The sequence below is a fragment of the Candidatus Palauibacter sp. genome (genome assembly GCF_965197445.1).
GTDB lineage: Bacteria > Gemmatimonadota > Gemmatimonadetes > Palauibacterales > Palauibacteraceae > Palauibacter.
This window is the reverse complement of sequence record NZ_CBDANE010000005.1, coordinates 325,603-347,416: the sequence shown is the minus strand read 5'-3', so window position 1 is coordinate 347,416 and position 21,814 is coordinate 325,603. Positions and strand designations below refer to the sequence as shown.

Genomic DNA, 21,814 nt, shown 5'->3' with positions numbered 1-21,814 from the left:
CTCGGTAGTTATGGTGAAGCGAAATGAAGGACGAGAGAACGTCGGAGAACGTGGAGGGAGTCACATCCACCTGTCCAGGTGGCCGCAGCCGGCGGGCACGAGGCGGACCCGCCGGCTGGAACCTGACGGCTAGTCGCCGCGTCCGAGCATCATGCCGACGACTGCGCCGGCGAGGCCCATGACGACCGCTGCAACGACGATATCGACGACCGACGACGTCAGCGTCGAGACGTTCATCGTCCCCAGCATCGTGAAACCGTACGCGACCGAGAGGAGCGCGCCGAGCGTTGCACCGGCCCGGGCCCCGTCGTTCATGTTGGTCGCGTCCTTCCAGCCCAGCACGGTGGCCAGGAGGCCTCCCATGGCGAGCTGGCCGACGACAATCCAGAGGAATTGGGGCGCCTCCTTCATGACCCCGGTGGCGGTGCCGCTGTTGGCTTCGAAGAAGCCGCCCAGAAGCAGATCGTACACCACGTAGTTGGCTACGAATAGCACGACGGCACCGGCGACTGTTGCGATGAGGCACTTCGTGTTCATGGCGTTACCTCCCGCCTGAAGGTGGTGAAGGTCCCCCTGACACGCCCCGTCCCCACTCAAGCGGACGCTCGAAAGGCGACGCCGCCGGGTTGAAGCATAGGAACCGCCACGCGAAGCCGGCAAGACACAGGAGGCGCGTGTCAGTAGACTCTCGGCACGATTTGCCACGGCACTCTCTCGCGGTAGCGCAGCCAGAGTGCCCCGTATTTCGCGGCGCAACGCCGGTCGTCATCACGCTCGCGCAGGCTCAGAATGACCACGTAATAGATCGGATACAGCCAGGGGCCGAACTCCGACGGCCGGCCCAGAGAAAGAGTGAGACCGCCCGCCATCAGAATCTCGCCCAGGTAGTTGACGTGTCGCGAGACGCCCCAGAAACCGCCGCACAGGAGGGTGTGTTCGCCATCGGAGATTGCAGTCGGCAGGAACCGGCCCAGGAACGGGCGGCCCGGATCACGCTTGAAGGCGTGCTTCTGCATGTTCGCACCGCGGGAGAGGACCCAGCCGGCGACGAAGATCCCGGCGGACAGGACGAGGAGCCATGCGGGCGCCCCGGGATTCGGCAGATCCGCCACGAACCAGAGCCCCACGCAGTAGAAGTATGCGTACCAGGCCAGGCATCCCCAGACGAGCTTGATCCCCACGCGCTCGGCGAAGAGGTCGTAGGTGTAGAGGTGGATGTGTTCGAAGACCAGGTAGTCGGTAGCGCAGCGGCGCGCCGAGCTCGTCCAGCGCGTAGCCCGCGATTTCCCGCGCCGGAAACGCAAGGTGCACCCCGAGGATACCCGCACAGAGCAGCCAGGGCGCGAAGAAACCGAGCACAGGGCTCACGGCACCGGAGGCTTCTGGTCCCTCGGAATCGCGGCGCGCCAGGGTCGGCCGGCGGTAGCTTCGCGGTGCGCCGCCTTCGCGGCTTCAAGAAGGTCGGGGTCAGTAAGCAGGTCCATGCCTGTCATCGCGAGGACACGCGCCGCCACATCGGCCGCTGCTGCCGCCCACTCGGTTCCGTGCGAGGCGCTCGTGGCCCACGAGTGCCAGGGGACGCCCTTCGGGGCCGACGTGACTTCGAGCTGTACCGTCGGTGTGAGCCAGCTCACTTCCGCCACATCGGTCGAACCGCCCTGGGCCGGCGTGGCCCCATACGCAAGCGGTTTCACGTCGACATCCAGACCCACGGGGTCGATGTCGAGGCTCGTCTGCATCTCGCGACCCCAGGCCTGGAACGCCTCCGGAAAGCTGGGCCCTCCGACCGCTTCGAGGTTCGCCTGCATCGCCTCCTGCAGCGGACGATTGAGTAACAGCGCGTGCACGCCCGTGGTGAGCGAGACCTCGTGCTCGGTGCGGGTCGCCTGCGCAGCCGCGTCGGCGATGTCGAGAAGCCACTCGTAGTACTCCTCGACGTTCGCGCGCAGCGTGTCGCGCACGTAGTACCAGACCTTCGCGTATTCGGGCACTACGTTCGGCGCCTCCCCCGCATTCGGGATCACGTAGTGGATGCGCGTGGAGGGCTGGACGTGCTCGCGCATCAGGTTCGCGCCGTAGTTCATCATCTCCACGGCGTCCAGGGCGCTGCGTCCGTTCCAGGGGTCCGCTGCCGAATGCGCCGCCTGGCCGCGAAACTCAACCGTGAAATTGTTCATCGCCTGGGTCGAGGCGTTCGTGACCCGCGTCGCGGTCTCCGGGTGCCACACGAGCGTCGCATCCACGCCATCGAACACCCCGGCGTTGGCCATGTACACCTTGCCGACGACCGTCTCCTCGGCGGGAGTGCCGAACAGCCGAACTTCACCCGCGATGTCCCGCTCCTCCATGGCTCGCTTGATGGCGATCGCGGCGCCGACCGAACCCGCGCCGAACAGGTTGTGGCCGCAGCCCTGACCGCTCGTGACCCCGTCCGCGCGGGCCGCCCGGTGGGGCACTGGCTCATTCCCGACGCCCGGGAGCGCGTCGTATTCGGCCAGCACCCCGAGCACCGGCCCCCCGCTTCCGTGGCGGAAGGTCGCCGTGAAAGCGGTGGGCATGCCCGCGACGCCAGTCTCCACTTCGAAGCCCTCCGCCTCCAGCAGCCCCGCCAGATACTCAGCCGAACGATGCTCGAGGAGGGCGGTCTCCGAGAATTCCCACAGCGTCATCGACATGTCGCGGATCTCACCCGCCAGGTCGTCAAGCGCTTCGAGGGCGGCCATCTCGGCGGCCGACGCCCCCTCCATGAGCGACGTCGGCGTCTGGGATACCAGCCGAATGGGGCTGGCGAAGAGCATCCCCGTCGCGATGCCGGTCACGACCGTGATGGCCGTCGGGACGAATATCCTGTTCATGACGGGAGCCTCGTGCGTGGGGGTTTCCCGTCAACTCCGGGCCGACATGCGGTCCGGGCCATGCGGGCGAGCCGCGGTTAGAACCGGTCCAGCCGGGGGTTGACGACGTTGGAATAAATCGACCCGAACCTGTAGGAGAATCCCACGGACACGCCATAGCGGAACCCGCTCTGGAGGACTCGCTGGCGGAGCAGGACCTCCTCCGCCGTGGCGTCGCCGGCGGGCACGTTGAGCTGATCCCGAATGCGCGAGTAGTTCGCGTTCAGGCTGAGCGACAGGCCGCGGAAGATCCTGAAATCGGCCCCGACGAAGGCGGTGAAGCGGTTCTTCGACGGATCGTGGAGGAACTGGGAAAACGTGAGGAATCCATACGACTCGCCCCAGGGCTGGCGCACGCTGAGGCGGACGCTGAAGCGGTGGTGCGGGAGCGTCTCGGCGTCCTTGAGGAACACCGTCTGCTCGATGTAGTCGTTGTATCGGACCCCGACGGTGTAAAGGAAGTTGAACTGCCTCCGGGTCGACTCCGAGTACGGGAAGATGTTGTACTCCAGGGCTGGTCCCACCCGGACCTGCAGGTCTTCGTTCTCGAAGCTGGAGTGTCCCGCCTCGTACGCGGCCCCCACGGACCAGTGATCCGACAGGCTCCACACGCTGAGCCCCTCCGCATCGTAGCTCTCGCGGACGCTCGTAACGGATGTGGTGTCCGTGGTCTCGAAGACGCGCTCGTTGTAGCTCCCCCCGATGGAGAACTCCAGCTTGAGTGCGTCCGTGACACGATCGGCCGAGAACTCCCCCGAGAGCTCGTACGACTCGGTGCGCTCGTCCACGTCGAGCTCGGCATCTCCCCGGAGCCGGAAGGTCCAGAAGTTCCACGGGTCGTCCTCGGGCCTCGCGGCGATCTCGCCGTGCTCCTCTCCGTCGTAGTGGACATCGATGCTGGCGGCCTGGTCGGTGCGGGCGATGTAGCGCAGCAGGCCCAGTTCGAGCGTGCGCGCCACATCCGTCAGCCGCTGCTCCACCGCGAGGTTGGCGCGGGTGACGACCTCCAGTCGCTCCGTGATCTCGACGAACTCTTCCCGCCCGATGAAGTCGAGCGTAAAGCGCTGGCCACCGCTTCCCGTCCCCTCGGAGGTCATCAAGACGTGGACCTGGGCGTCCTCGCGGTCCCGCGTGTAGTTCACATACGGGATCTCGCGCCGGTAGAAGTCGAAGTCGCATGTGCCACGACCGCCCTCGCAGTCGAAGAAGACGCGAAGGGCGCCGTTACCGGTCGCGGGCGTCGCCTCCTGCCCTTCCAGAGGGACCGCGACCAGGCAAGCCGCGGCAACGAGACAAGCCACGGCCGCGACGCTACGTAACATGCCCGCGATCGGTCTCGTCCCTAACCGGGCACGGCCCCACGACGTTCCCGGGGGGGCGCGAAACGACCGCCGGGTCATATGGAGAGAGGATCTCACTCGAGGTGGTCCTGTCAGACGGCTAGAAGAACTGGTCGATGAGGATCGGATTGCCGTCCGGATCCTCGAGGACGATGTGCGCGGGCCCGGATTCACCCGCTTCTGCGGTGCCGTGAGTGATCTTCACCCCACGATCGCGGAGCGCGCGCTCGATGTCCCGGACATCCGTGAAGGAGTCCATCTGCTTGCCTTCGAGCGTGAGCCCCGGGTTGAAGGTGAGGATGTTTTTTTCGAACATCCCGTGGAAGAGGCCGACCACGGTCTCACCATTCTTCATGATCAGATAGTTTGCCTCGAAGTCGCCACCTGTCTGCTCAAAACCGAGCTTCTCATAGAAAGCCTTCGAAGCGGCGAGGTCCTTTACGGTGAGACTGACTGAAAAGATGCCGAGATCCAGGGAATCGCTCCGAGTTGAATGCACGGGGGCAACGGCCGCCGGGAAACTGATGCCCCGGGACCGCTGCGCCAACCCGCACGCTCAAGCCAACCCGATCCACCGATGACGGCCCTCCGCCTTTCGCTGCGCTCCCCGGAGCTTCGAGGCGCCCCCAGAGAGGGAATCCTGGATCCCGACGAGGCGGCGGCGGCAAGAAGTGTGATCCGGAGCTGGCGCGGGTACGAGGCGACCGCAACCGTGGCACTGCCGGGGCTCGCGGCGTTGCTGGGCGTTGAAGCCGTCTGGGTCAAGGACGAGTCGTCCCGCTTCGGCCTCGGCTCGTTCAAGTCGCTCGGTGGCGCGTTCGCCGTGCTGAGTGCGCTTCAGGACGAGATCGAACGGAAGACCGGTGCGCGACCCACGGCGGCAGAGCTCCGACGGGGGCATACGGTGGGGGCCGGGATCACGGTCACGACCGCGTCGGCCGGCAACCACGGGCGGTCCGTGGCCTGGGGGAGCGCCGAGTTCGGCTGCCGTTGCGTCGTCTTTCTTCCCGAGGACGCCATTGCGGCGCGCGCGCGGGCGATCGAGTCACACGGGGCCAAGGTCGTCCGAGTGCCCGGCGCGTACGACGGGGTCGTCGCGCACACCGACCGTGAAGCCGCCCGGAACGGCTGGCTCGTCGTCTCCGACACCGCGTACGAGGGATACGAGGAGACCCCCCGGCGCATAATGGCGGGCTACACGCTCCTCGCGGCGGAGATGCTGGAAGCGCTTGCGTCCGCCGGGTCCGCGCCGCTCACGCACCTGTTTGTGCAGGCGGGCGTGGGCGGCCTGGCGACCGGCGTGTGCGGCCATTTCGCGCGGGTCTGCGGCGATCGGAGGCCGCGCTTCGTGGCCGTGGAGCCGTGGCGGGCGGACTGCTTCGGGCGCAGCCTGCGTCTCGGTCGGGTGAGCGTGGCCGAACCACCCTTCGACACCGCGATGGGCGGCCTCGCCGCCGGCGTGGCTTCGACCATCGCCTGGGAGTTCCTCGAACCACTGCTCGACGGCGCGCTCGCGCTCCCCGAGGCCGTGTGGGTCGCCGGCGCCGAGGCACTCGAATCCGGACGACTTGGCGCCCACATCGTCGCGGGTCCGTCCGGCGCGGCCGGCATCGGGGCGCTGCTGGCGCTGGCCGGCCTCCCGGGGCTCCGACGCCTCCTGGGGCTGGACGCCTCGGCCCGGGTCGGCGCTCTGATCACCGAGACCCATTTCGGCTGAGCCGTTTGCCGCGGGCCGCCACGCCCCTATAGTCGATCACGGCCGCTCCCCCAGCCCCCCGCGAACCCCACAACCCGACCAGAGCCATGTCCGATTTCTCCGCCTACATCGACCGCGAGCTGTCTCGCTTTCACGACGAACTGGAGACGTTCCTGCGCATCCCCAGCATCAGCACCGACCCCGAGCGTGCCGGCGACGTGCGGGCCTGCGCGAAATGGGTTGCCGAACACCTCGGGGCGGCGGGCATCCCCGGCGCCGAAGTCATCGAGACGGCGGGACACCCCATCGTCGTGGGCGAACGGATGCGCTCCGAAGACGCTCCGACCGTGCTCGTGTACGGGCACTACGACGTGCAGCCATCGGAGCCCGACGAGTTGTGGTCGAGTCCGCCGTTCGAGCCGGCCGTGCGGGATGGCCGCCTCTACGCCCGAGGCGCCGTGGACGACAAGGGGCAGGTCCACATGCACATCAAGGCGCTGGAGACCAGACTCGAGACCGGAGCCGGCGTACCCGTCAATCTCAAGCTCGTGATCGAAGGCGAAGAGGAAGTAGGCAGCCGCCATCTCGCCGCCTTCCTCCACGAACACGCCGAGCGCCTGGCCTGCGACGCCATCCTCATCAGCGATACCGCGATGTTCTCGCCCGAGTTGCCGTGTATCACGACGGGCCTCCGCGGGATTGTCTACACCGAGATCAACGTCTTCGGGCCCACCTCGGATCTGCACTCCGGCAGCTACGGTGGGGCGGTCGTGAACCCCGCCAACGCTCTGGCCGCGATCATCGCCGGCCTCCGGGATGACCGGGGGCGGGCGACCGTGCCGGGGTTCTACGACGCGGTCCGGCCCATCAGCGCCCGCGAGCGCGCCGACCTCGAACGCCTGCCGATGGATGAGGAGACGCTACGCGAGGGCGTCGGAGCGTCCGCACTGGGCGGGGAGGCCGGTTTCTCGGCCCTGGAGCGACTGTGGTATCGCCCGACACTGGACGTGAACGGGCTCCTGAGCGGCTTCACGGGCGAGGGTTCCAAGACCGTGTTGCCCTCGAGGGCCATGGCGAAGGTCTCGATGCGCCTCGTTCCGGATCAGGACCCGGCGCAGGTCATCGAGGCCTTCGAGGCGCGCGTGCACGAACTGGCTCCGGAAGGCGTAACGGTGGAGATCAAGCGCTCCCACGGAGGCGCGCCGTGGATCGCCCACACCGAACACCCGATCTTCAACGCCGCGTCAGCCGCGCTGGAGTCGGGCTTCGGCACGCCGCCCGCATTCGTGCGCGAGGGGGGGTCGATCCCGATCGTCCAGGAATTCGAGGAGACCTTCAGAGCTCCGGCGCTGCTCGTCGGCTTCGCGCTCCCCGGGTGCAACGCGCACGCGCCCGACGAGTGGATCGATCTCGGCGTCTACCGAAAGGGGATCGCGGCGCTCGCCGATCTCTACGGCCGCCTCGCCGACCAGCTGACCTGATCGTCGCTCGGTTCAGCTAGCCGAGGGGCACGATGTCGAGTTCCGTCGTGATGTCGATGCACCCGGACAGCGTTCGGTAGACCGGGCACTTCGGCGGATGCGCGCCGAATGCGCGCCGAATCGCGTCGCCGTGTGCCTCGTCCGCCCGGAGACGATATCGAGTCCGGATCCGCCGGATGACGAGCACGCCGTCATCGGTCTCGACATCACCTTCGACCTCCGCCACCAACCGCCCCTCATCCGCCTTTACACCACGCGCTTCCAGCGCGGCCCCGAAGGTTCCGGTCAGTCAGCCGCCTGTCGCGGCGATGACGTAATCGAGCGTGGTCGCGACGTCCCGGCCGGGGCTCACCCCATAGTGCTCGGCGATCGCCGAGTGGACGCCGAAATCGACCGGCGCGTCCGTGGCTGGAAGGTGCGCCGTGCGGTAGGGACCCTTCTCCCGGACGATCCTTACCCGCGAGCAATAGAGCACGTCGTTCATCGGTTGACTCTCTCCGTGAGGATGTCGAGGAAGTTCATGACGACCCGGTGCGTGAGCCCCCAGATAGTGTCGCCCTCGAACAAGATGGAGGGATACATACGCTCGCGGCCACCATCCGCGAAGCGTACCTCCGAGCGTCGCGCGGGATCGCGGAGCGCGCCCAGCGGGACCCAGACGTGATACTGGACCTCATCGTTCGTCGCCACCCCAATATCGCGGTCGTGCCAGGCGACGAAGGGCGAGATCAGAATCGACGGGATCCGCCGCGTCACGGGATGAAGGTCATCGAGCCGCCCCAGGAAGGCACGGCGGGGCAGATCGAGCCCGACTTCCTCCCGGGTCTCGCGTCGCGCCGTCTCCAGCAGGTCTGCATCGGCCCCATCGCGATGTCCACCGGGCAGGGCCATGTGGCCCGACCACGGGTCGCCCGGTACCTTGGCGCGCCGGACGAAAAGCAACTCGAGATCGCCCCGGCGCGGACGGATGATGAGCGTCACGGCGGCATGGCGGTCCGCGGCTTCGGGCGAGACCAGTGTGTGGCCCGCCGCGGCCAGCCGACGCGCGACCCGGTCTGCCTTCCAGGGCGGGTTCATCGCCCCTTCTCCGCTTCGTCCAGCAGCCGCAGGTAACTCTCCAGCCGCCGCCGGCCGATCGTCCCGCGCTCCACGGCCCCGACGACCGCGCAGTTCGGCTCCACGCGGTGGCGGCAGTCCGCGAAGCGACAGCCCTCGCTGGCCGCGGCGATCTCCACGAAGCCGCGCTGCAGCTCCGCGGGGTCGAGGTCCCACAACGCCAGGTACTGCAAGCCCGGCGTGTCGGCCACGTAGCCACCGTAGGGGTAGCGATACAGCGCCGACGCCACCGTGGTATGCCGCCCGCGTCCGCGCCGCTCGCTGATCTCCCCCACCCGCAGATCGAGCCCTGGGACAAGCACGTTCAGCAGGCTCGACTTGCCGACGCCCGACTGGCCGCTCAGCACCGTGACGCTGCCCGCGAGCCGCCTTGCGAGGGCCTCCAGTCCCTCGGCCGACTCGGCGCTCGTCCACATCGTCTCCACCCCCAGCCTCGCGTACTGATTCAGGTCATCCCCGGCCGGTTCGCCACCAGCCTCGCGGACGGGAGCCGGCGCCGCGAGATCCATCTTGTTCACGATGAGGAAGGCTTCGATCTCGCTCAACGCCGCCAGGGCGAGCAGTCGGTCGACCATGAGAAAATCGGGCGTGGGAGCCGCCACGGCGACCACGACGGCGACCTGATCCACGTTCGCAACGATCACCTGCTCCCGCCGCTTGGAGACGCCGTGGCGGGCGAGCGCGCTGTGCCGCGGTCCGAGACGTACGATCCGCATCTCCTCGCCGACACGTTCGAGTTCCACGAGGTCGCCGACGGAGACGATCCGCGAGTCGGTCCGCTTCACGCGCCCGCGAAGCGACGCCTGGATGATGGCGGTCGAGTCGTCCACGTGGTAGACGCCGGCCGCGATCCGCAGCACGCGCCCCAGGGACGAGGAGGCAGAAGCGCCGCCCGGGTTCACGTCGAACCGCGGGCTCCGTCCCGGAGCGCCGAAATCACCCGGGACCGCCGTCCGGACTGGCTCCATCCGTCAGTTCCTCGAGACAGTTCCATCCCAAAAGAGCGCACCTGATTCGCACCGGGAACTTGGAGACCCCCGCCAGCGTGCGCAGATCGCCCAGGTCGTCGTCCGCCAGCATGGCACTTTCTCCGTGCAGGAGCTGTGTGAACTTTCCGGCGAGTTCCAGCGCCGCGTCCAGCGACTTCCCGCGCACACGTCCGGTCAACATCGAAGCCGACGCCTGGCTGATCGAACAGCCGCGACCGAGAAAACGGGCGTCCGCGATGCTCCCCCCCTCCACACGCAGCATGAGTTCGATCACGTCTCCACACAGGGGGTTGTTCATCGTGATCGCGTGCGTGGCGTCGTCCAGCCGCCCCTTGTTTCGAGGCTTTCGGTAATGATCGAGGATCACTTCCTGATACAGCTGGTTGAGCGACGAGGGGATCTCCCGGTCGATGGCCCCGGGCGCCTTGCGTGGGGGTTCGGTCATGGGCTCAGGAGATTCCGCCAAAGACTTCGGCCGCCAAGGCGAGCCCGTCGCACAGCGCGTCGATTTCGTCGGTCGAGTTGTAGAGGTAGAAGCTCGCCCGGGCCGTGCCGCTGATCCCGTAGTGGCCCATCAGCGGCTGATTGCAATGATGTCCCGCCCGGATGGCGATGCCCCACTGGTCGAGGATCGTGGAGAGGTCGTGAGGGTGCACGTCTCCGTACGTGAAGGAAAACACCGACGTGCGCTCTTGCCGGGGTCCGTAGAGCCGGAGCCCGTCGATGTCGCCCAGCCGTTCGAGCGCGTACCGCTTCAACGCGGCCTCGTGCGACTCGATCGCCTCGGCGCCGAGTTCCGCGAGGAAACGTGCGGCCTCGCCGAACCCCACGACACCCGAGATGTTCGGTGTTCCCGCCTCGAACTTGTGCGGCGGCTTCGCCCAGGAAGATCCCTCCAGCCTCACTTCCGAGATCATCTCGCCGCCGCCCTGGTAGGGGGGCATCTCCTCGAGCAGTTCCCGCCTGGCCCACAACGCCCCGACGCCCGTGGGCCCGCACATCTTGTGCCCGCTGAAGGCGTAGAAGTCGCATCCGATCCGGCTCACATCGGAGAGGAGATGCGGCGCGGCCTGCGCCCCATCGACGAGAGTCAGCGCCCCGGCGGCGTGCGCCCGGGCCACGATCTCCCGCACCGGATTGATGGTGCCCAGGCTGTTGGAAACGTGAGTGAACGCGACGAGACGGGGCTGGCGGGCGAGGAGCCGGTCGAAGTCCTCGAGGTCGAGCGTACCCTCCGGCGTCACGTCGACGAAGCGAAGTACACACCCGGTTCTCCCCGCAAGCAGCTGCCACGGGACGAGGTTCGAGTGGTGCTCCATCTTCGTGAGGAGGATCTCATCGCCCGGGCTGACGAAGGCGCCTCCCCAGCTCGACGCGACCAGGTTCACCGCCTCCGTCGTGCCTCGGGTGAACACGATCTCCGCCGGGTTCGTCGCGCCCACGTGCGCGGCCACGGCGCGGCGCGCGTCCTCGTATGCCTCGGTCGCTTCGGCGCTGAGCTGGTGTGCGCCCCGGTGGACGTTGGCGTGTTGCTCGCGCAGATATCGTTCCACGCGACTCAGCACGCGGTGCGGCTGCTGCGAACTGGCCGCGTTATCCAGGTAGACGAGCGGGCGGCCGTGCACCTCCCGGGACAGGATCGGGAACTGGGCCCGTATCGCCTCGATGTCCCAGGGGGACTCTTGCGGGCCCGGTGCCGCCCGGTCGCCGTCGGGCAGCACAGCGCGTCCGTCGGGTGCAAGCACGCCGGCCACCTGGTTGGGTTCCGTCATCGGGCCTCGATCGCGTGCGCGCTCCCGTTCAGCCGACGTCGACCTGGATCTCGTCGCCGTCCAGCCGCACGTTGAACGTCCGAACAGCCATGATCGCAGGCAGGGCGCGGGCTGCCCCGGTTGCGAGGTCGAACCGGGCCCCGTGCAGCGTACACGTGATCTCGCCAGCGGCGACCTCGCCCTCCGAGAGCGGGAACTCTTCGTGCGAGCAGCGGTTCTCGAGCGCGTGGATCTCTCCGCCACTGTTTACAAGGACGATCGCCAGATCGTCGATCATCACGCCCTTCGTGTTGTTTTCCCCTACGTCCTCCAGCCTGGCCACGGTGACGAACCGGCTCATAGTCCGATCTTCTCCTCGATTGCTTCCCGTACGCGTGCTCGCACGCCCTCCATCGGCAGGCGTGCCAGGACCTCGTCAAAAAACCCGAATACAAGCAGCCGCTCCGCCTGCCGTCTCGTCAGACCGCGGCTCATGAGGTAGAAGAGTTGCCCGTCTTCCACCTGTCCGATCGTGGCCCCGTGCGAGCAGCGGACGTCGTCGGCCTCGATCTCGAGGTTGGGCAGCGCCGACGCATGAGATCCTTCGCTGAGCAGCAGGTTTCGATTCGTCTGATAGGCGTCCGTGAGCTGAGCCCCCTTGTCGACGCGGATCAGCCCCCGGAACACGCTCGAGGCCTCGTCCGTCAGAGCGCCCTTGAACAACAGGTCGCTGTGCGCGTGCGGCGCCACGTGGTGCTGCAGCGTGTGGTGGTCAAAGTGCTGGCCGGAATCACCAAACCAGAGCGCCAGCATCTCGCTGTCACTCCCGGGGCCGGCGAGTCGACTCGTCACATCCGCCCTCGAAAGGTCGCCCCCCAGGGCGACGTTGAAGGTCACAACGCGCGAGTCCCGTCCCGCGAACACATGCTGCGTCGAAAACCGCTTTACTCCCCGGCCGAAGCGCTGCAGCGCGACATACTCGACGTTGGCCCCGCCCTCGCCCGAGACCGTGGCCCCGTGAAGCGAAACCGTCTCCTCGACGAGGTCATCAGAAACGAACTCGTCAATCAGCGAGGCACGGGCACCCGTCCCGGCGTACACGAGCGAATGGGCGGAAGAGAGCGTTCCGGTCCGTTCGACGATGTGGAACGCATGCACCGGCGCGGGCATCTCGACGCCGCGCGGCACGAACAGAAGATAGCCGCCGCCGAGCAGAGCGAGGTGCAGCGACCACAGCTTCTCTTCGGCCGGCCCCGGCTTTGCCTCGAGCAGCATCCGCTGCAGCAACTCGGGATGTTCCGCCGCCGCGTCGCGGATCGAGCACAGCACCACGCCGGCCTCGGCCGCTTCGGGCTCGAGCTCGAGGTGCGCGACCCGCCCGTCGCGGAGTACGACCACACCAGCGCGGTCCCCGGACTGGCCGAGCACTTCGCGTACATCCGCCGGGAGCCCTTCGGACGGCGCCGTCGCCGGTGTCACCGGCGTGAGCGCGTCGAAACCGATCTTCGACAGGTCGGTGTAACGCCATTCTTCGGACTTTCGGGTCGGCCACGGCAGGGCGACGAAGCGCTCCCATGCATCCGCGCGCGCACCCGCGATCGCGGCCGGCTCGGAGAGCCCGCCGGAAAGCGTCCTGAAATCCGCCTCGGCCAGCGTCGCCTCGGCCGGCCCGGCCGTCATCGTAGTCATATCGTGAAGATCCCTCGTCAGATCTTTCGGTCTGCTAGCCGACCGAACCTTCCATCTCCAGGTCGATCAGTCGGTTCAGTTCGATCGCGTACTCGAGCGGCAATTCCCTGGCCACCGGCTCGATGAACCCACGCACGATCATCGCCATCGCCTCCGCCTGGTCCAGCCCGCGGCTCATCAGATAGAACAGCTGCTCGTCGCCGACCTTCGAGACGGTCGCCTCGTGGCCGATGGAGGCCGTGTTCTCATCGATCTCGATGTAGGGATACGTGTCCGTGCGCGACTTCTCGTCCAGCAGCAGTGCGTCGCACTCGACGTTGGACTTCGCGCCCACAGCGCCATCGTACACCTTGCACAGACCGCGGTACGACGAACGCCCGAGCCCCTTCGAGATCGACTTCGACGTGATCTGGGACGTCGTGTGGGGGGCCGCGTGGACTACCTTCCCGCCGGTGTCCTGGTGCTGGCCGTCCCCCGCGTAGGCGATCGACAGGATCTCGCCGTGCGCCCGCTCCCCGATCAGAAAACACGACGGATACTTCATGGTGAGCTTTGAGCCCAGGTTTCCGTCGAGCCACTCCATCTTCGCGTCCTCGTGCACGAGCGCCCGCTGCGTGACGAGGTTGTACATGTTGTTCGACCAATTCTGGATTGTCGTGTAGCGGAACCGCGCCCCCTTCTTCACCACGATCTCGATCACGCCCGAGTGGAACGAGTCGGTGGAGTAGACCGGCGCCGTGCAGCCCTCGATGTAATGCGCCTCGGAGCCCTCATCGCAGATGATGAGGGTGCGCTCGAACTGGCCCATCTTTTCGGCATTGACGCGGAAGTAGGCCTGGAGCGGGATGTCGACCTTCACCCCCTTGGGGATGTAGACGAACGACCCGCCCGACCACACGGCCGAGTTCAGCGCCGCGAACTTGTTGTCGCGCGTGGGGACGATGGTCGAGAAATACTGCTTGAACAGTTCGGGATGCTTGGCGAGCCCGTCCTCGATCGACTCGAAGATCACGCCCTGCTCCTCCCACTGTTCCTTGAGCGAATGGTAGACCATCTCGGACTCGTACTGGGCTCCGACCCCGGCGAGCGCCTTCCGCTCCGCCTCGGGAATCCCGAGCTTCTCGAACGTGTCCTTGATCTCCTGCGGGACGTCGTCCCACGACCGCTCCATCTGGTCCTGCGGCTTCAGATAGAAGTAGATCTCGTCGAGCGTGTCCTCGAGCTTCGAGAGATCACCGCCCCACGTCGGCATGGGCTTGGACCGGTAGACCTCGAGCGCCTTGAGGCGGAACTCGAGCATCCATTCCGGCTCGTCCTTGTGATGGGAGATCTGCCGGACGATGTCGCTGGAGAGCCCGGGGACCGCCTTGAAGACGGGTTTGTCCTCGGTAACGAAGCCGTACTTGTATTCGTCGAGTCCGAGTCCGCTGATCGTCTCGTTCTGGGGCATGGTTCTTCCGCCTTTCCGGTACTGCTGATTCATCGCCGCGGAGCAGAGTCCGCGGAATTCCGCCGCTGGCTGTTAAACAGCCGCCGCCGCCTGGTAGAGCCAGTCATAGCCCTCGGCCTCCAGCTTGTCGGCCAGCGAGGCACCGCCGCTCTCGGCGATCTGCCCCGCCATCATCACGTGGACTCGGTCGGGCTGGATGTAGTTCAGGATCCGCTTGTAGTGCGTGATGAGGAGGACTCCGAGCGCTTCATCCGCTTCGGAAAGCCGGTTCACGCCGTTCGAGACGACCTTGAGCGCATCGATGTCGAGACCGCTGTCCGTCTCGTCCAGCACCGCCAGCGCGGGCTGGAGAACCGCCATCTGGAGGATCTCGTTCCGCTTCTTCTCGCCGCCCGAGAACCCATCGTTCACATACCGGGTGGCGAAACTCGGATCCATCCTCAGCATCTCGAGCTTTTCGGTGAGCGTGCGCTGGAAGCCGAACACGTCCATCTCCTCGCCCTCGGCCAGACGCAAGCTTATCGCCGTGCGCAGGAAGTTGGCGATCGAGACCCCCGGGACCTCGGCGGGATACTGGAAGGCGAGGAAGATTCCCTCCCGACTCCGCTCGTCAGGCTCCAGTTCGAGGACATCTTCGCCTCTGAACAGAATCTCGCCGCCCGTCACCTCGTAGGCCGGGTGTCCGGCGATGACCTTGGCCAGGGTGCTCTTGCCCGAGCCGTTGGGTCCCATCAGCGCATGCACCTGACCGCGCTCGACATCGAGATCCACGCCTCGGAGGATCTCCGTATCCTCTCCCTCCACCCTCGCTCGCAGTCCGCGAATCGACAGCAGCGGTTCTGACATTCGAGTCCTCTTCAGTTGCAAAAGGCCGGTCACCCAGGGGCGCCGGCCTGGAAACACAAACGGATGAATGAACAACGATGATCGACCCGACAAAGTACGTGCCTCCGGACGCGTTATCAACCCTGATTGAGACTGGTTCTCAACTCTTGCCGAGCCTGCGACCGGGGGGTCACCTCATGGCTGCACAGGCCGCCGCGGCGCCGTACGTTGCGCCCATGAAAGCGGCATACTTCGAACGACATGGAGGACCGGACGTCGTTCGGGTCGGCGAGCTGCCCGACCCGACGCCCGGTCCGGGTGAAGTGTTGATCAGAGTCCGGGCGGCGGGCTTGAATCACCTCGACCTGTGGGTGCGGCGAGGGCTCCCGGGACTCCGACTGCAGATGCCCCACATCGGCGGCTCGGACATGGCCGGCGAGATCGCGGCGCTGGGTGATGACGTAACGGGGTGGGCCGCCGGAGATCGGGTGGCCGTGAACCCGGGCATCTGGTGTGCCCGCGACGACTGCGAATGGTGCGTCCGCGGAGAGCATCCCCTCTGCCCCGCGTACCGCGTCCTGGGCGAGCACCTGCCCGGAGGTTTCGCCGAATGGGTGGCGGTACCGGAGCGCAACCTCGTGCGTTTGCCGGACGGTTTCCCGTTCGCCACCGCGGCCGTGGCGCCGCTCGTCTACCAGACGGCGTGGCGCGGGCTCCTGTCGCGAGGACGGCTGGCAGCGGGAGAAACCGTCCTCGTCACCGGCGCATCGGGCGGGGTCTCCACCGCCGCCATCCAGATCGCGAAGCACCACGGTGCGCGTGTGTTCGCGGTCACGAGCGGACCCGAGAACGTGCGTCGCGTGGAAGCGCTGGGGGCGGATCTCGTGATCGACCGCCTGGAGGAGGACTTTTCGCGCCGCGTCTGGGCGGAGACCGGGAAGCGCGGCGTGGATCTCGTTCTCGACAGCGTGGGCGAAGTGACGTGGGAGAGCTGTGTGCGCGCGCTCTCGCGTGGAGGACGGATGGTGGTCTACGGCGCCACGACCGGGCCGCGTGGCGCGCTGCACATCACCCGCCTCTTCTGGACCCAGACCTCGGTCCTCGGCACGACGATGGCGACGCAGTCCGAGTTCGACGCGGTGATGGCGCTGGTGCTCGACGGCACCCTCGAGCCCATCGTCGACGACGTGTGGCCGCTGGACCAGGCGCGCGAGGCGCATGAGCACCTCGAAGCCGGCGGAGTCTTCGGGAAGCTCGTCCTCCAGCCGTGACGCCGCCCCGGTGACGGTCGTCCGGGGGCGCGACGAGCACCTCCGGGCTCTCCGGGAGACCGCCTTCGATGTTCTGGTCATAGGAGGCGGGATCTCCGGCGCGGCCGTAGCGCGCGACGCGGCACGGCGCGGCTTCCGGACCGCCCTCGTCGAGGCCCTCGATTTTGCCTGGGGCACGAGCAGCCGTTCGTCCCGCCTGGTTCACGGCGGGCTGCGCTACCTCGAGCACTTCGAGCTGGACCTCGTGTTCGAGGCGAGCCAGGAGCGGCGAACTCTCCTGCGGATCGCGACGCACCTCGTCCGGCCGCTGGAGTTCCTGTTTCCGATCTTTCGGGACGGCCGCATCGGGAAGAGGAAGCTCGACGCGGGCATGTGGCTGTACGATGCCCTCTCTCTCTTCCGGAACATCGAACGCCATCAGATGCTCGATACCCGGGCCATGCTCGCCCGGGAACCACGGCTGCGCGCCGAGGGGCTGCTGGGCGGGGCACGCTACTTCGACGCGCAGGTCGACGACGCGAAGCTCGTCGTCACGACCATCCTGGCCGCGGTCGAAGCCGGAGCCGACGTGGCGAACCGGGCCGAGGTCACAAACATCGACGCCTCGGACTGGCCGGGTCACCGGGTGACCGTTCGCGATGTCGAATCCGGGCGGGAACTGGAGGTGGATGCGCTGGCGATCGTCAACGCCACCGGGGCGTGGGCCGAGCACGTTCTGGGTCGGATCGGCACGGGTCCGCCGACCACCGGCCAGGCGCCGGCACCTGCGTCAGGCGTGCGCATCAAGCCCTCGCGTGGCACCCACATTCACGTTGCGCGCGAGCGGATCGGCCACGCGGGAGCCCTCATCTTCGAGGCGCCGCAGGACGGTCGGGTGATGTTCGTCCTGCCCTGGCGCGAAGATCTCACGATCATCGGCACGACGGACGAGCACTTCGACGGCGAACCCCGCGATGTCGCAGCCACGCCGGAGGAGATCGCCTACCTGCTCGAGGCCACCAACCGCCTGCTTCCGGCATCAAAGCTCGGTCCGGAGGACGTGATCAGCGCGTGGGCCGGTCTTCGGCCGCTCGTCGCGCCGAGCGCCGCCGCCGACGAGGGCGCCGTATCCCGCGACTTCGAGGTGCACGAGCACCCGCACGGCATCTTCACTCTGAGCGGAGGGAAACTGACCTCGCACCGGCACATGGCCGAGGAAACGGTGGATCGCGTCCAGGCGTTCCTGGCGCCCGCAGGCGTCGCGGCCGTTCGGAAGGTGGACACGGACAAGGTCCCCCTCCCCGGCGCGCGGTTCCGCGATCTCGGCACGCTACGAGACGGAATCCGCGTGCGTGCCGGGACCCACGGACTCGGAACGGACACCGCCGACCGTCTGACGCGCGCGTACGGAACGCGGGCCGAGCGGGTGCTCGATCTCGTGCGGCGAGACAGGCGCCTGGGCGAGAAGATCCTCCCGGAGAGGCCGCACGTACTCGCGGAAGCGGTGTATTCAGTACGGAACGAGATGGCCATGCATGTCGAAGATGTCCTCTTCCGTCGGACGCGGATCGGTCTCGAGACGCGAAACGAGACATCCCGGGCGGCGCGGCGGGTCGCCGCCGTCATGGCGGCGGAAATGGGCTGGACGAGCGAGCAGGAGGCGGAGGAAGTGAAACGGGCCACGGTGTTCAGAGCGGCGGATGACACCGCGATTCGAGATCTCGCGTCCCGCCTTCCGGCCGACCCGTAGGCGTGCCAGCGAGGCGACACACCACCCGGGTGTGGAGCACGGTTCAGCCTGGGCGGCCCGCCCGCACCCTGGTGTTGTCGGCGCTTGCCGGGATCGGCGCTGCGGGTTGCGACTCCGGCGGGGACAGCGACACGGATGACACGCCGCCCGCAGAGACCGACTCCACGCAAGCGGCAGCCGGCGCCCCGCGGGCCGCCGGTGAAATCGAGCCCCCCACCGCCCTGCTGCCCGGCGAAGGCCCAATCCGCGAATACCGCGTCCTGCTGGTGAACCCACTCGACGACGATGCGTACATTTTCGCCTCCGCCGGGGCCGCGCACGTGGCGCTCGACACCGTGCCACGCCGCGATTCGGTCCGCGTGGACATTCGGGTGCGCGCCGATATCGTGCGGTTCGAGGCGAGGGATTCGAGCGGAGTTCTCCTCTTGCGAGCCGACCTCGCACTCGATCGTGAAGCTTTGAATCGCTGGGTCATCGAGCCAGATTCCACGGACCGTGACGAGGCGGTGCCGGCGTCATCTCCGTCGACAGCGGCGCGCCCGAAGCGTCACCAACGGGCCGCAGCATTCGTTATTTTGATAAGAGACCCTATATTCTGATAGACACTCTGTGTGCAGAAACTCTGTGTTCGGCTTCGGCGTTAGGGGATGTGGGGGATCAACGGGAAGGGAGGCGCCATGAGGAAGCTCAAGATCATTCTGGCGCTCGTCGCGAGCATCGCGATGATCGTAGTCGGCCAGCGCCACCAGGTGGGCCAAAAGGATGTGCGGACGCAGAAGGCCGATATCCAGGGGCTCGATTCGGAGAACGAGGCCTTGTTCATCTAGCGGCCCGCCTGTCGGCGGCCCGATCGGGAAAGGTCCGGGTCGCCCGATGAGTCCTGCGAGGATCGAGGCCGGCAAGCGGCCCGGGTGGCGCGTCCGCGCGGCCGGGGCATTGTACATCCCCTTCGCGGTGACGCTGACCGCCTGCTCGGATGACGCGCTGAGCCCGAACGCCGCCCTCGCGAACTGCTCGATTCCTCTGGAGAGCTTCACGGACGCGGGCACCGAACGCTCCAGTATCCCGGCGCTCACCAACCCGGAAGTCGCGACGCGGCTCATCGCACCACTGGTCGGGTATGTCACGTTCAACGATCTGATCATCGGGATCGAGTTCAACGGCCAGCCCCTGGCGATTCCCCTGAAGCTCCTCTGGTATCACGAAGTCCTGAACTTCAGCGTGCCGGGAGAACGGATCACGGTCACGTACTCGCCGCTCACCGGCTCGGTCGGCGTCTTCAACCCCGCGCCGAGCGGCGCGTCCAACTTCCGGGTGTCCAGCTACGTGCTCGATAACAGCCTCGTGATGGAGGATGGATCGGGTACCCTCTATCCCCAACAGACCCGCGCGGCCACGTGCGGTCCCCGCGATGGCATCCGGCTGACGCGCGTCCCGTACGAACTGATGGCGTACGGGGGGTGGCTCCAGATATTCGAGGACACGTGGATCGCCACTCGCGTCACCGGACACGATTTCCTCTATACGCTCTATCCCTACGGAGACTACCGGAATCCGGGCAACGCCGCGCTCTTCTATCCGACCTCGGCCCCCATCGACAGGCGACGGCTGCCGAAGGAGCGGGTGGTGGGGGTCCCCTCAGGAACAGGCGGCATTGCCTTCGCGCTCGACGACCTGCGGGAGGTCGCGGCCAACGACCAGTCCGGGGAACAGAACGTCTTCGTGTGGGCCGCCAGCGCCCACGCAGGCGGGGAGCCTGTCGTCGCGTTCTGGAACTCCCGGGCGCAGAGCGCGAGGATCTACAGAGCCCGAGCCAGCGGGCGGACGCTCACGTTCGAAGTGGTGAACGGTCGCCGCCAGGACGTGGAGACGGGCAGCGTGTGGAACTTCGCGGGAGAGGCGGTCGCCGGACCCCTCGACGGCGAGAAGCTGCAGCCTCACCCGGAGGCGTACCATGCGTTCTGGTTCGCGTGGGCCGCCTTTCAGCCCGACACGGACGTGTGGGTGGCCCCGATCCAGGAGAGACGTGCCGCGAACATCATTCCGGTCGACTGGAGCCCTTCACTCCCGGACGACCCGGATCTGATCCGGCGCTGACCCGGGGCGGGCTGCCGACCCCGCGGGCTCAGTGCGGCAGTGCGGGTGCCGCGTACTTCTCCAGCCAGGCGAAGTCGTACTCATCGCTGCGTGTCAGGTAGAGGCTGTCCTCGCCGAATGCGACGAGGCCCCGATCCGCGGGCAGTTCGACCTGTGCGATGCGAAGCCCGCCGGCGTCGAAGACATCGAACCGGTGCGCCTCGCCTGCCCGAACGTGACGCCGCACCCAGGCCCGACCGTGCGGATCGATCCGAACGGCGTTCGCCGGAAACGGCGGCTTCGCGTCGGGCCAATCGAAGTCGCCGGGGTCCGTATCGCCCGCGCCCGCCGGGGCCCGGCTCATGGACATCCGCGGAGCGCCGCCGTCAGAGGTCACCTCGACCCGCAATCCGCCCCCCAGAGCCGCAAGCCACTCCTCCCGGTCCCCGCGCCGGACGCGCGCCGGCTCGTAGGACACGGCGTCTCCCGCCACGATGTCGCCATCGAGGCCAATCCACTCCAGCCGATAGCCGTCCGCGCGGGCGACGGCCACGCGACCGTCCCAGGCGACGCCCCACGCGTCCTGAGCGGAGAACGGAACCGGTCGGATGTTCACGCTCCGGTTGTTCGCGTCCCCGGACTCCTGGCGTTTCCGTTCGGCCAGCCGGACCCGGCCGATCTCCGCTGTCTCGCCGCTGGCCGGATCGAAGCGCGCGACCGCCGCCGAGTCCGAAGTCCCCATCATCCCGCCCAACCGCTCCTGGTAGTAGATCCGCCCTTCGCCATCGGTCCCCACGGGGATCATCATGGTCATCCCCGCACCCATGCCCCCCTGCGCGATCGGCCACGTCTCACCGAAATCGAGGGCCGTCCCGACACGGGTGAGGCGAGCGTTGCCGAGATCGACGAGGAGGGTGGCATCGTCAGGGAGGGGAAAGAGCCCGTCCGGCGTCAGATATTCCTCGGGCCCCTGGCCCACGTTGGTCAGCGTGTCCGCGCCCGCGGCGGGAGTCCACGTGATCAGAGAGGCGCCGAGGCCGTCGGCAATGAGGACACGCCCGTCCGCGAGTTCCCGCACGCCGCGCATCGAGCCGAGCCCGTCCTCGAACACGGCCACTGGTGCCGCCAGGGAAATCCGCGGTACCTCCTGGGCCTCGACGGTGCCCGCCGTGACCTGTGAGAGGGGCGTCGCAGCCACAAGCAGCCCCCAGCGGATCGCGTTCATCTTCCTCCTCGGTTTCGTCATTCGGGTTTTCTACCAGTCTTCCTCAGGCTCATCCCAGGTCTGGGCCCAGAACTCGTCCTCCTCGGCCCTCACCTGCTCGAGGTCCACCGGCTCGATGTCCTCCTCATCCACTCGCCCGAGCGTCTCGATACGGTGGACGACCTCGTCCGTGACGCCGCTCCGGGTCTGGTGACGCAGCCGGCGGCGGACCTCCCATCCGGCGACCGCCACGAGCACCGCGAGCGCCAGGAACAGGATTCCGGTCACGCGGTGAGGGGAACC

24 protein-coding genes are annotated in these 21,814 nt (G+C 67.4%); 7 read left to right on the top strand and 17 right to left on the bottom strand.

The features are described 5' to 3' along the window. Positions 1-129 precede the first annotated feature (129 nt). The 5 genes from ACN9M6_RS08820 to ACN9M6_RS08800 all read right to left on the bottom strand — a co-directional run bounded on the left by ACN9M6_RS08820 (position 130) and on the right by ACN9M6_RS08800 (position 4,709). A complete protein-coding gene (locus ACN9M6_RS08820; protein WP_419162558.1) occupies positions 130-537 on the bottom strand; it encodes a hypothetical protein in 408 nt (135 codons plus the stop codon). Positions 538-677: 140 nt separating this feature from the next. Continuing rightward, positions 678-1,304 carry a DUF1295 domain-containing protein gene (locus ACN9M6_RS08815; protein WP_419162557.1) on the bottom strand — a complete coding sequence of 209 codons (627 nt, stop codon included), beginning with the start codon at positions 1,302-1,304 and terminating at the stop codon, positions 678-680. A gap of 60 nt (positions 1,305-1,364) precedes the next feature. Beyond that, entirely contained in the window at positions 1,365-2,855 is a 1,491-nt protein-coding gene (locus tag ACN9M6_RS08810) for an amidohydrolase (RefSeq protein WP_419162556.1), read from the bottom strand. Between the two features lie 77 nt (positions 2,856-2,932). Beyond that, entirely contained in the window at positions 2,933-4,216 is a 1,284-nt protein-coding gene (locus ACN9M6_RS08805) for a hypothetical protein (protein WP_419162555.1), read from the bottom strand. Positions 4,217-4,334: 118 nt separating this feature from the next. Beyond that, positions 4,335-4,709, bottom strand: coding sequence for a VOC family protein (locus ACN9M6_RS08800; RefSeq protein ID WP_419163732.1), 375 nt, complete (start codon positions 4,707-4,709; stop codon positions 4,335-4,337). A 102-nt stretch (positions 4,710-4,811) separates the two neighbouring features. On the opposite strand from ACN9M6_RS08800, the gene ACN9M6_RS08795 reads away from it, so the two are divergent. Together ACN9M6_RS08795 and ACN9M6_RS08790 are read left to right on the top strand one after the other, a co-directional pair. Continuing rightward, positions 4,812-5,951, top strand: a complete 1,140-nt coding sequence (locus ACN9M6_RS08795) for a diaminopropionate ammonia-lyase (protein WP_419162554.1) — start codon at positions 4,812-4,814, stop codon at positions 5,949-5,951. Between the two features lie 86 nt (positions 5,952-6,037). After that, a complete protein-coding gene (locus tag ACN9M6_RS08790) occupies positions 6,038-7,411 on the top strand; it encodes a dipeptidase (protein ID WP_419162553.1) in 1,374 nt (457 codons plus the stop codon). A gap of 16 nt (positions 7,412-7,427) precedes the next feature. On the opposite strand, the gene ACN9M6_RS08785 is transcribed toward ACN9M6_RS08790, so the two are convergent. The 10 genes from ACN9M6_RS08785 to sufC all read right to left on the bottom strand — a co-directional run bounded on the left by ACN9M6_RS08785 (position 7,428) and on the right by sufC (position 15,252). Beyond that, on the bottom strand, positions 7,428-7,700 hold the full coding sequence (locus tag ACN9M6_RS08785; protein WP_419163731.1) for an OsmC family protein: 273 nt from the start codon (positions 7,698-7,700) through the stop codon (positions 7,428-7,430). Next, complete coding sequence (locus tag ACN9M6_RS08780; protein ID WP_419162552.1) at positions 7,701-7,895, bottom strand: hypothetical protein; 195 nt, start codon at positions 7,893-7,895, stop codon at positions 7,701-7,703. Further along, positions 7,892-8,488 (bottom strand): NUDIX hydrolase, encoded by a 597-nt coding sequence (locus tag ACN9M6_RS08775; protein ID WP_419162551.1) that lies wholly within the window; start codon positions 8,486-8,488, stop codon positions 7,892-7,894. Before ACN9M6_RS08775 ends, ACN9M6_RS08780 begins: the two co-directional genes overlap by 4 nt. Then, positions 8,485-9,495 carry a ribosome small subunit-dependent GTPase A gene (gene rsgA / locus ACN9M6_RS08770; RefSeq protein ID WP_419162550.1) on the bottom strand — a complete coding sequence of 337 codons (1,011 nt, stop codon included), beginning with the start codon at positions 9,493-9,495 and terminating at the stop codon, positions 8,485-8,487. The genes ACN9M6_RS08775 and rsgA overlap by 4 nt, the downstream gene beginning before the upstream one ends. Beyond that, positions 9,464-9,961 (bottom strand): Fe-S cluster assembly sulfur transfer protein SufU, encoded by a 498-nt coding sequence (gene sufU / locus ACN9M6_RS08765; protein WP_419162549.1) that lies wholly within the window; start codon positions 9,959-9,961, stop codon positions 9,464-9,466. The genes rsgA and sufU overlap by 32 nt, the downstream gene beginning before the upstream one ends. A 4-nt stretch (positions 9,962-9,965) precedes the next feature. Continuing rightward, positions 9,966-11,288 carry a cysteine desulfurase gene (locus tag ACN9M6_RS08760; protein WP_419162548.1) on the bottom strand — a complete coding sequence of 441 codons (1,323 nt, stop codon included), beginning with the start codon at positions 11,286-11,288 and terminating at the stop codon, positions 9,966-9,968. 28 nt (positions 11,289-11,316) lie between these two features. Beyond that, a complete protein-coding gene (locus ACN9M6_RS08755) occupies positions 11,317-11,628 on the bottom strand; it encodes a Rieske (2Fe-2S) protein (protein WP_419162547.1) in 312 nt (103 codons plus the stop codon). After that, positions 11,625-12,947 (bottom strand): Fe-S cluster assembly protein SufD, encoded by a 1,323-nt coding sequence (gene sufD / locus ACN9M6_RS08750; protein ID WP_419162546.1) that lies wholly within the window; start codon positions 12,945-12,947, stop codon positions 11,625-11,627. The genes ACN9M6_RS08755 and sufD overlap by 4 nt, the downstream gene beginning before the upstream one ends. Positions 12,948-12,990: 43 nt before the next feature. Then, positions 12,991-14,406 carry a Fe-S cluster assembly protein SufB gene (gene sufB, locus ACN9M6_RS08745; RefSeq protein ID WP_419162545.1) on the bottom strand — a complete coding sequence of 472 codons (1,416 nt, stop codon included), beginning with the start codon at positions 14,404-14,406 and terminating at the stop codon, positions 12,991-12,993. Between the two features lie 72 nt (positions 14,407-14,478). Then, the gene (sufC, locus tag ACN9M6_RS08740; protein ID WP_419162544.1) at positions 14,479-15,252 is read right to left on the bottom strand and encodes a Fe-S cluster assembly ATPase SufC; all 774 of its coding nucleotides are present in this window, start codon (positions 15,250-15,252) and stop codon (positions 14,479-14,481) included. 215 nt (positions 15,253-15,467) lie between these two features. Here sufC and ACN9M6_RS08735 point away from each other — a divergent pair, with 215 nt between their 5' ends. From ACN9M6_RS08735 to ACN9M6_RS08715, 5 genes are all read left to right on the top strand, one after another. Beyond that, positions 15,468-16,502, top strand: coding sequence for a zinc-binding dehydrogenase (locus tag ACN9M6_RS08735; protein WP_419162543.1), 1,035 nt, complete (start codon positions 15,468-15,470; stop codon positions 16,500-16,502). Then, positions 16,450-18,231 carry a glycerol-3-phosphate dehydrogenase gene (gene glpD / locus ACN9M6_RS08730; RefSeq protein ID WP_419162542.1) on the top strand — a complete coding sequence of 594 codons (1,782 nt, stop codon included), beginning with the start codon at positions 16,450-16,452 and terminating at the stop codon, positions 18,229-18,231. Before ACN9M6_RS08735 ends, glpD begins: the two co-directional genes overlap by 53 nt. Positions 18,232-18,233: 2 nt before the next feature. Beyond that, complete coding sequence (locus ACN9M6_RS08725; RefSeq protein WP_419162541.1) at positions 18,234-18,830, top strand: hypothetical protein; 597 nt, start codon at positions 18,234-18,236, stop codon at positions 18,828-18,830. Positions 18,831-18,908: 78 nt separating this feature from the next. Then, positions 18,909-19,058: a hypothetical protein gene (locus ACN9M6_RS08720; protein ID WP_419162540.1), complete on the top strand. Its 150-nt coding sequence runs from the start codon at positions 18,909-18,911 to the stop codon at positions 19,056-19,058. 46 nt (positions 19,059-19,104) lie between these two features. Further along, positions 19,105-20,328, top strand: a complete 1,224-nt coding sequence (locus ACN9M6_RS08715; RefSeq protein ID WP_419162539.1) for a DUF3179 domain-containing (seleno)protein — start codon at positions 19,105-19,107, stop codon at positions 20,326-20,328. Positions 20,329-20,356: 28 nt separating this feature from the next. Here the strand turns inward: ACN9M6_RS08715 and ACN9M6_RS08710 are convergent, their stop codons facing one another. Then, positions 20,357-21,532 (bottom strand): hypothetical protein, encoded by a 1,176-nt coding sequence (locus ACN9M6_RS08710; protein ID WP_419162538.1) that lies wholly within the window; start codon positions 21,530-21,532, stop codon positions 20,357-20,359. Between the two features lie 30 nt (positions 21,533-21,562). Then, positions 21,563-21,799 (bottom strand): hypothetical protein, encoded by a 237-nt coding sequence (locus tag ACN9M6_RS08705; protein ID WP_419162537.1) that lies wholly within the window; start codon positions 21,797-21,799, stop codon positions 21,563-21,565. Between the last annotated feature and the right edge of the window lie 15 nt (positions 21,800-21,814).

Coding starts and splice junctions, on each gene's coding strand:
- ACN9M6_RS08820 (WP_419162558.1), bottom strand. CDS start 537: ATGAACACGAAGTGCCTCATCGCAACAGTCGCCGGTGCCGTCGTGCTA.
- ACN9M6_RS08810 (WP_419162556.1), bottom strand. CDS start 2,855: ATGAACAGGATATTCGTCCCGACGGCCATCACGGTCGTGACCGGCATC.
- ACN9M6_RS08805 (WP_419162555.1), bottom strand. CDS start 4,216: ATGTTACGTAGCGTCGCGGCCGTGGCTTGTCTCGTTGCCGCGGCTTGC.
- ACN9M6_RS08795 (WP_419162554.1), top strand. CDS start 4,812: ATGACGGCCCTCCGCCTTTCGCTGCGCTCCCCGGAGCTTCGAGGCGCC.
- ACN9M6_RS08790 (WP_419162553.1), top strand. CDS start 6,038: ATGTCCGATTTCTCCGCCTACATCGACCGCGAGCTGTCTCGCTTTCAC.
- ACN9M6_RS08780 (WP_419162552.1), bottom strand. CDS start 7,895: ATGAACGACGTGCTCTATTGCTCGCGGGTAAGGATCGTCCGGGAGAAG.
- ACN9M6_RS08775 (WP_419162551.1), bottom strand. CDS start 8,488: ATGAACCCGCCCTGGAAGGCAGACCGGGTCGCGCGTCGGCTGGCCGCG.
- rsgA (WP_419162550.1), bottom strand. CDS start 9,495: ATGGAGCCAGTCCGGACGGCGGTCCCGGGTGATTTCGGCGCTCCGGGA.
- sufU (WP_419162549.1), bottom strand. CDS start 9,961: ATGACCGAACCCCCACGCAAGGCGCCCGGGGCCATCGACCGGGAGATC.
- ACN9M6_RS08760 (WP_419162548.1), bottom strand. CDS start 11,288: ATGACGGAACCCAACCAGGTGGCCGGCGTGCTTGCACCCGACGGACGC.
- ACN9M6_RS08755 (WP_419162547.1), bottom strand. CDS start 11,628: ATGAGCCGGTTCGTCACCGTGGCCAGGCTGGAGGACGTAGGGGAAAAC.
- sufD (WP_419162546.1), bottom strand. CDS start 12,947: ATGACGGCCGGGCCGGCCGAGGCGACGCTGGCCGAGGCGGATTTCAGG.
- sufB (WP_419162545.1), bottom strand. CDS start 14,406: ATGCCCCAGAACGAGACGATCAGCGGACTCGGACTCGACGAATACAAG.
- sufC (WP_419162544.1), bottom strand. CDS start 15,252: ATGTCAGAACCGCTGCTGTCGATTCGCGGACTGCGAGCGAGGGTGGAG.
- ACN9M6_RS08735 (WP_419162543.1), top strand. CDS start 15,468: ATGAAAGCGGCATACTTCGAACGACATGGAGGACCGGACGTCGTTCGG.
- glpD (WP_419162542.1), top strand. CDS start 16,450: ATGAGCACCTCGAAGCCGGCGGAGTCTTCGGGAAGCTCGTCCTCCAGC.
- ACN9M6_RS08720 (WP_419162540.1), top strand. CDS start 18,909: ATGAGGAAGCTCAAGATCATTCTGGCGCTCGTCGCGAGCATCGCGATG.
- ACN9M6_RS08715 (WP_419162539.1), top strand. CDS start 19,105: ATGAGTCCTGCGAGGATCGAGGCCGGCAAGCGGCCCGGGTGGCGCGTC.
- ACN9M6_RS08710 (WP_419162538.1), bottom strand. CDS start 21,532: ATGAACGCGATCCGCTGGGGGCTGCTTGTGGCTGCGACGCCCCTCTCA.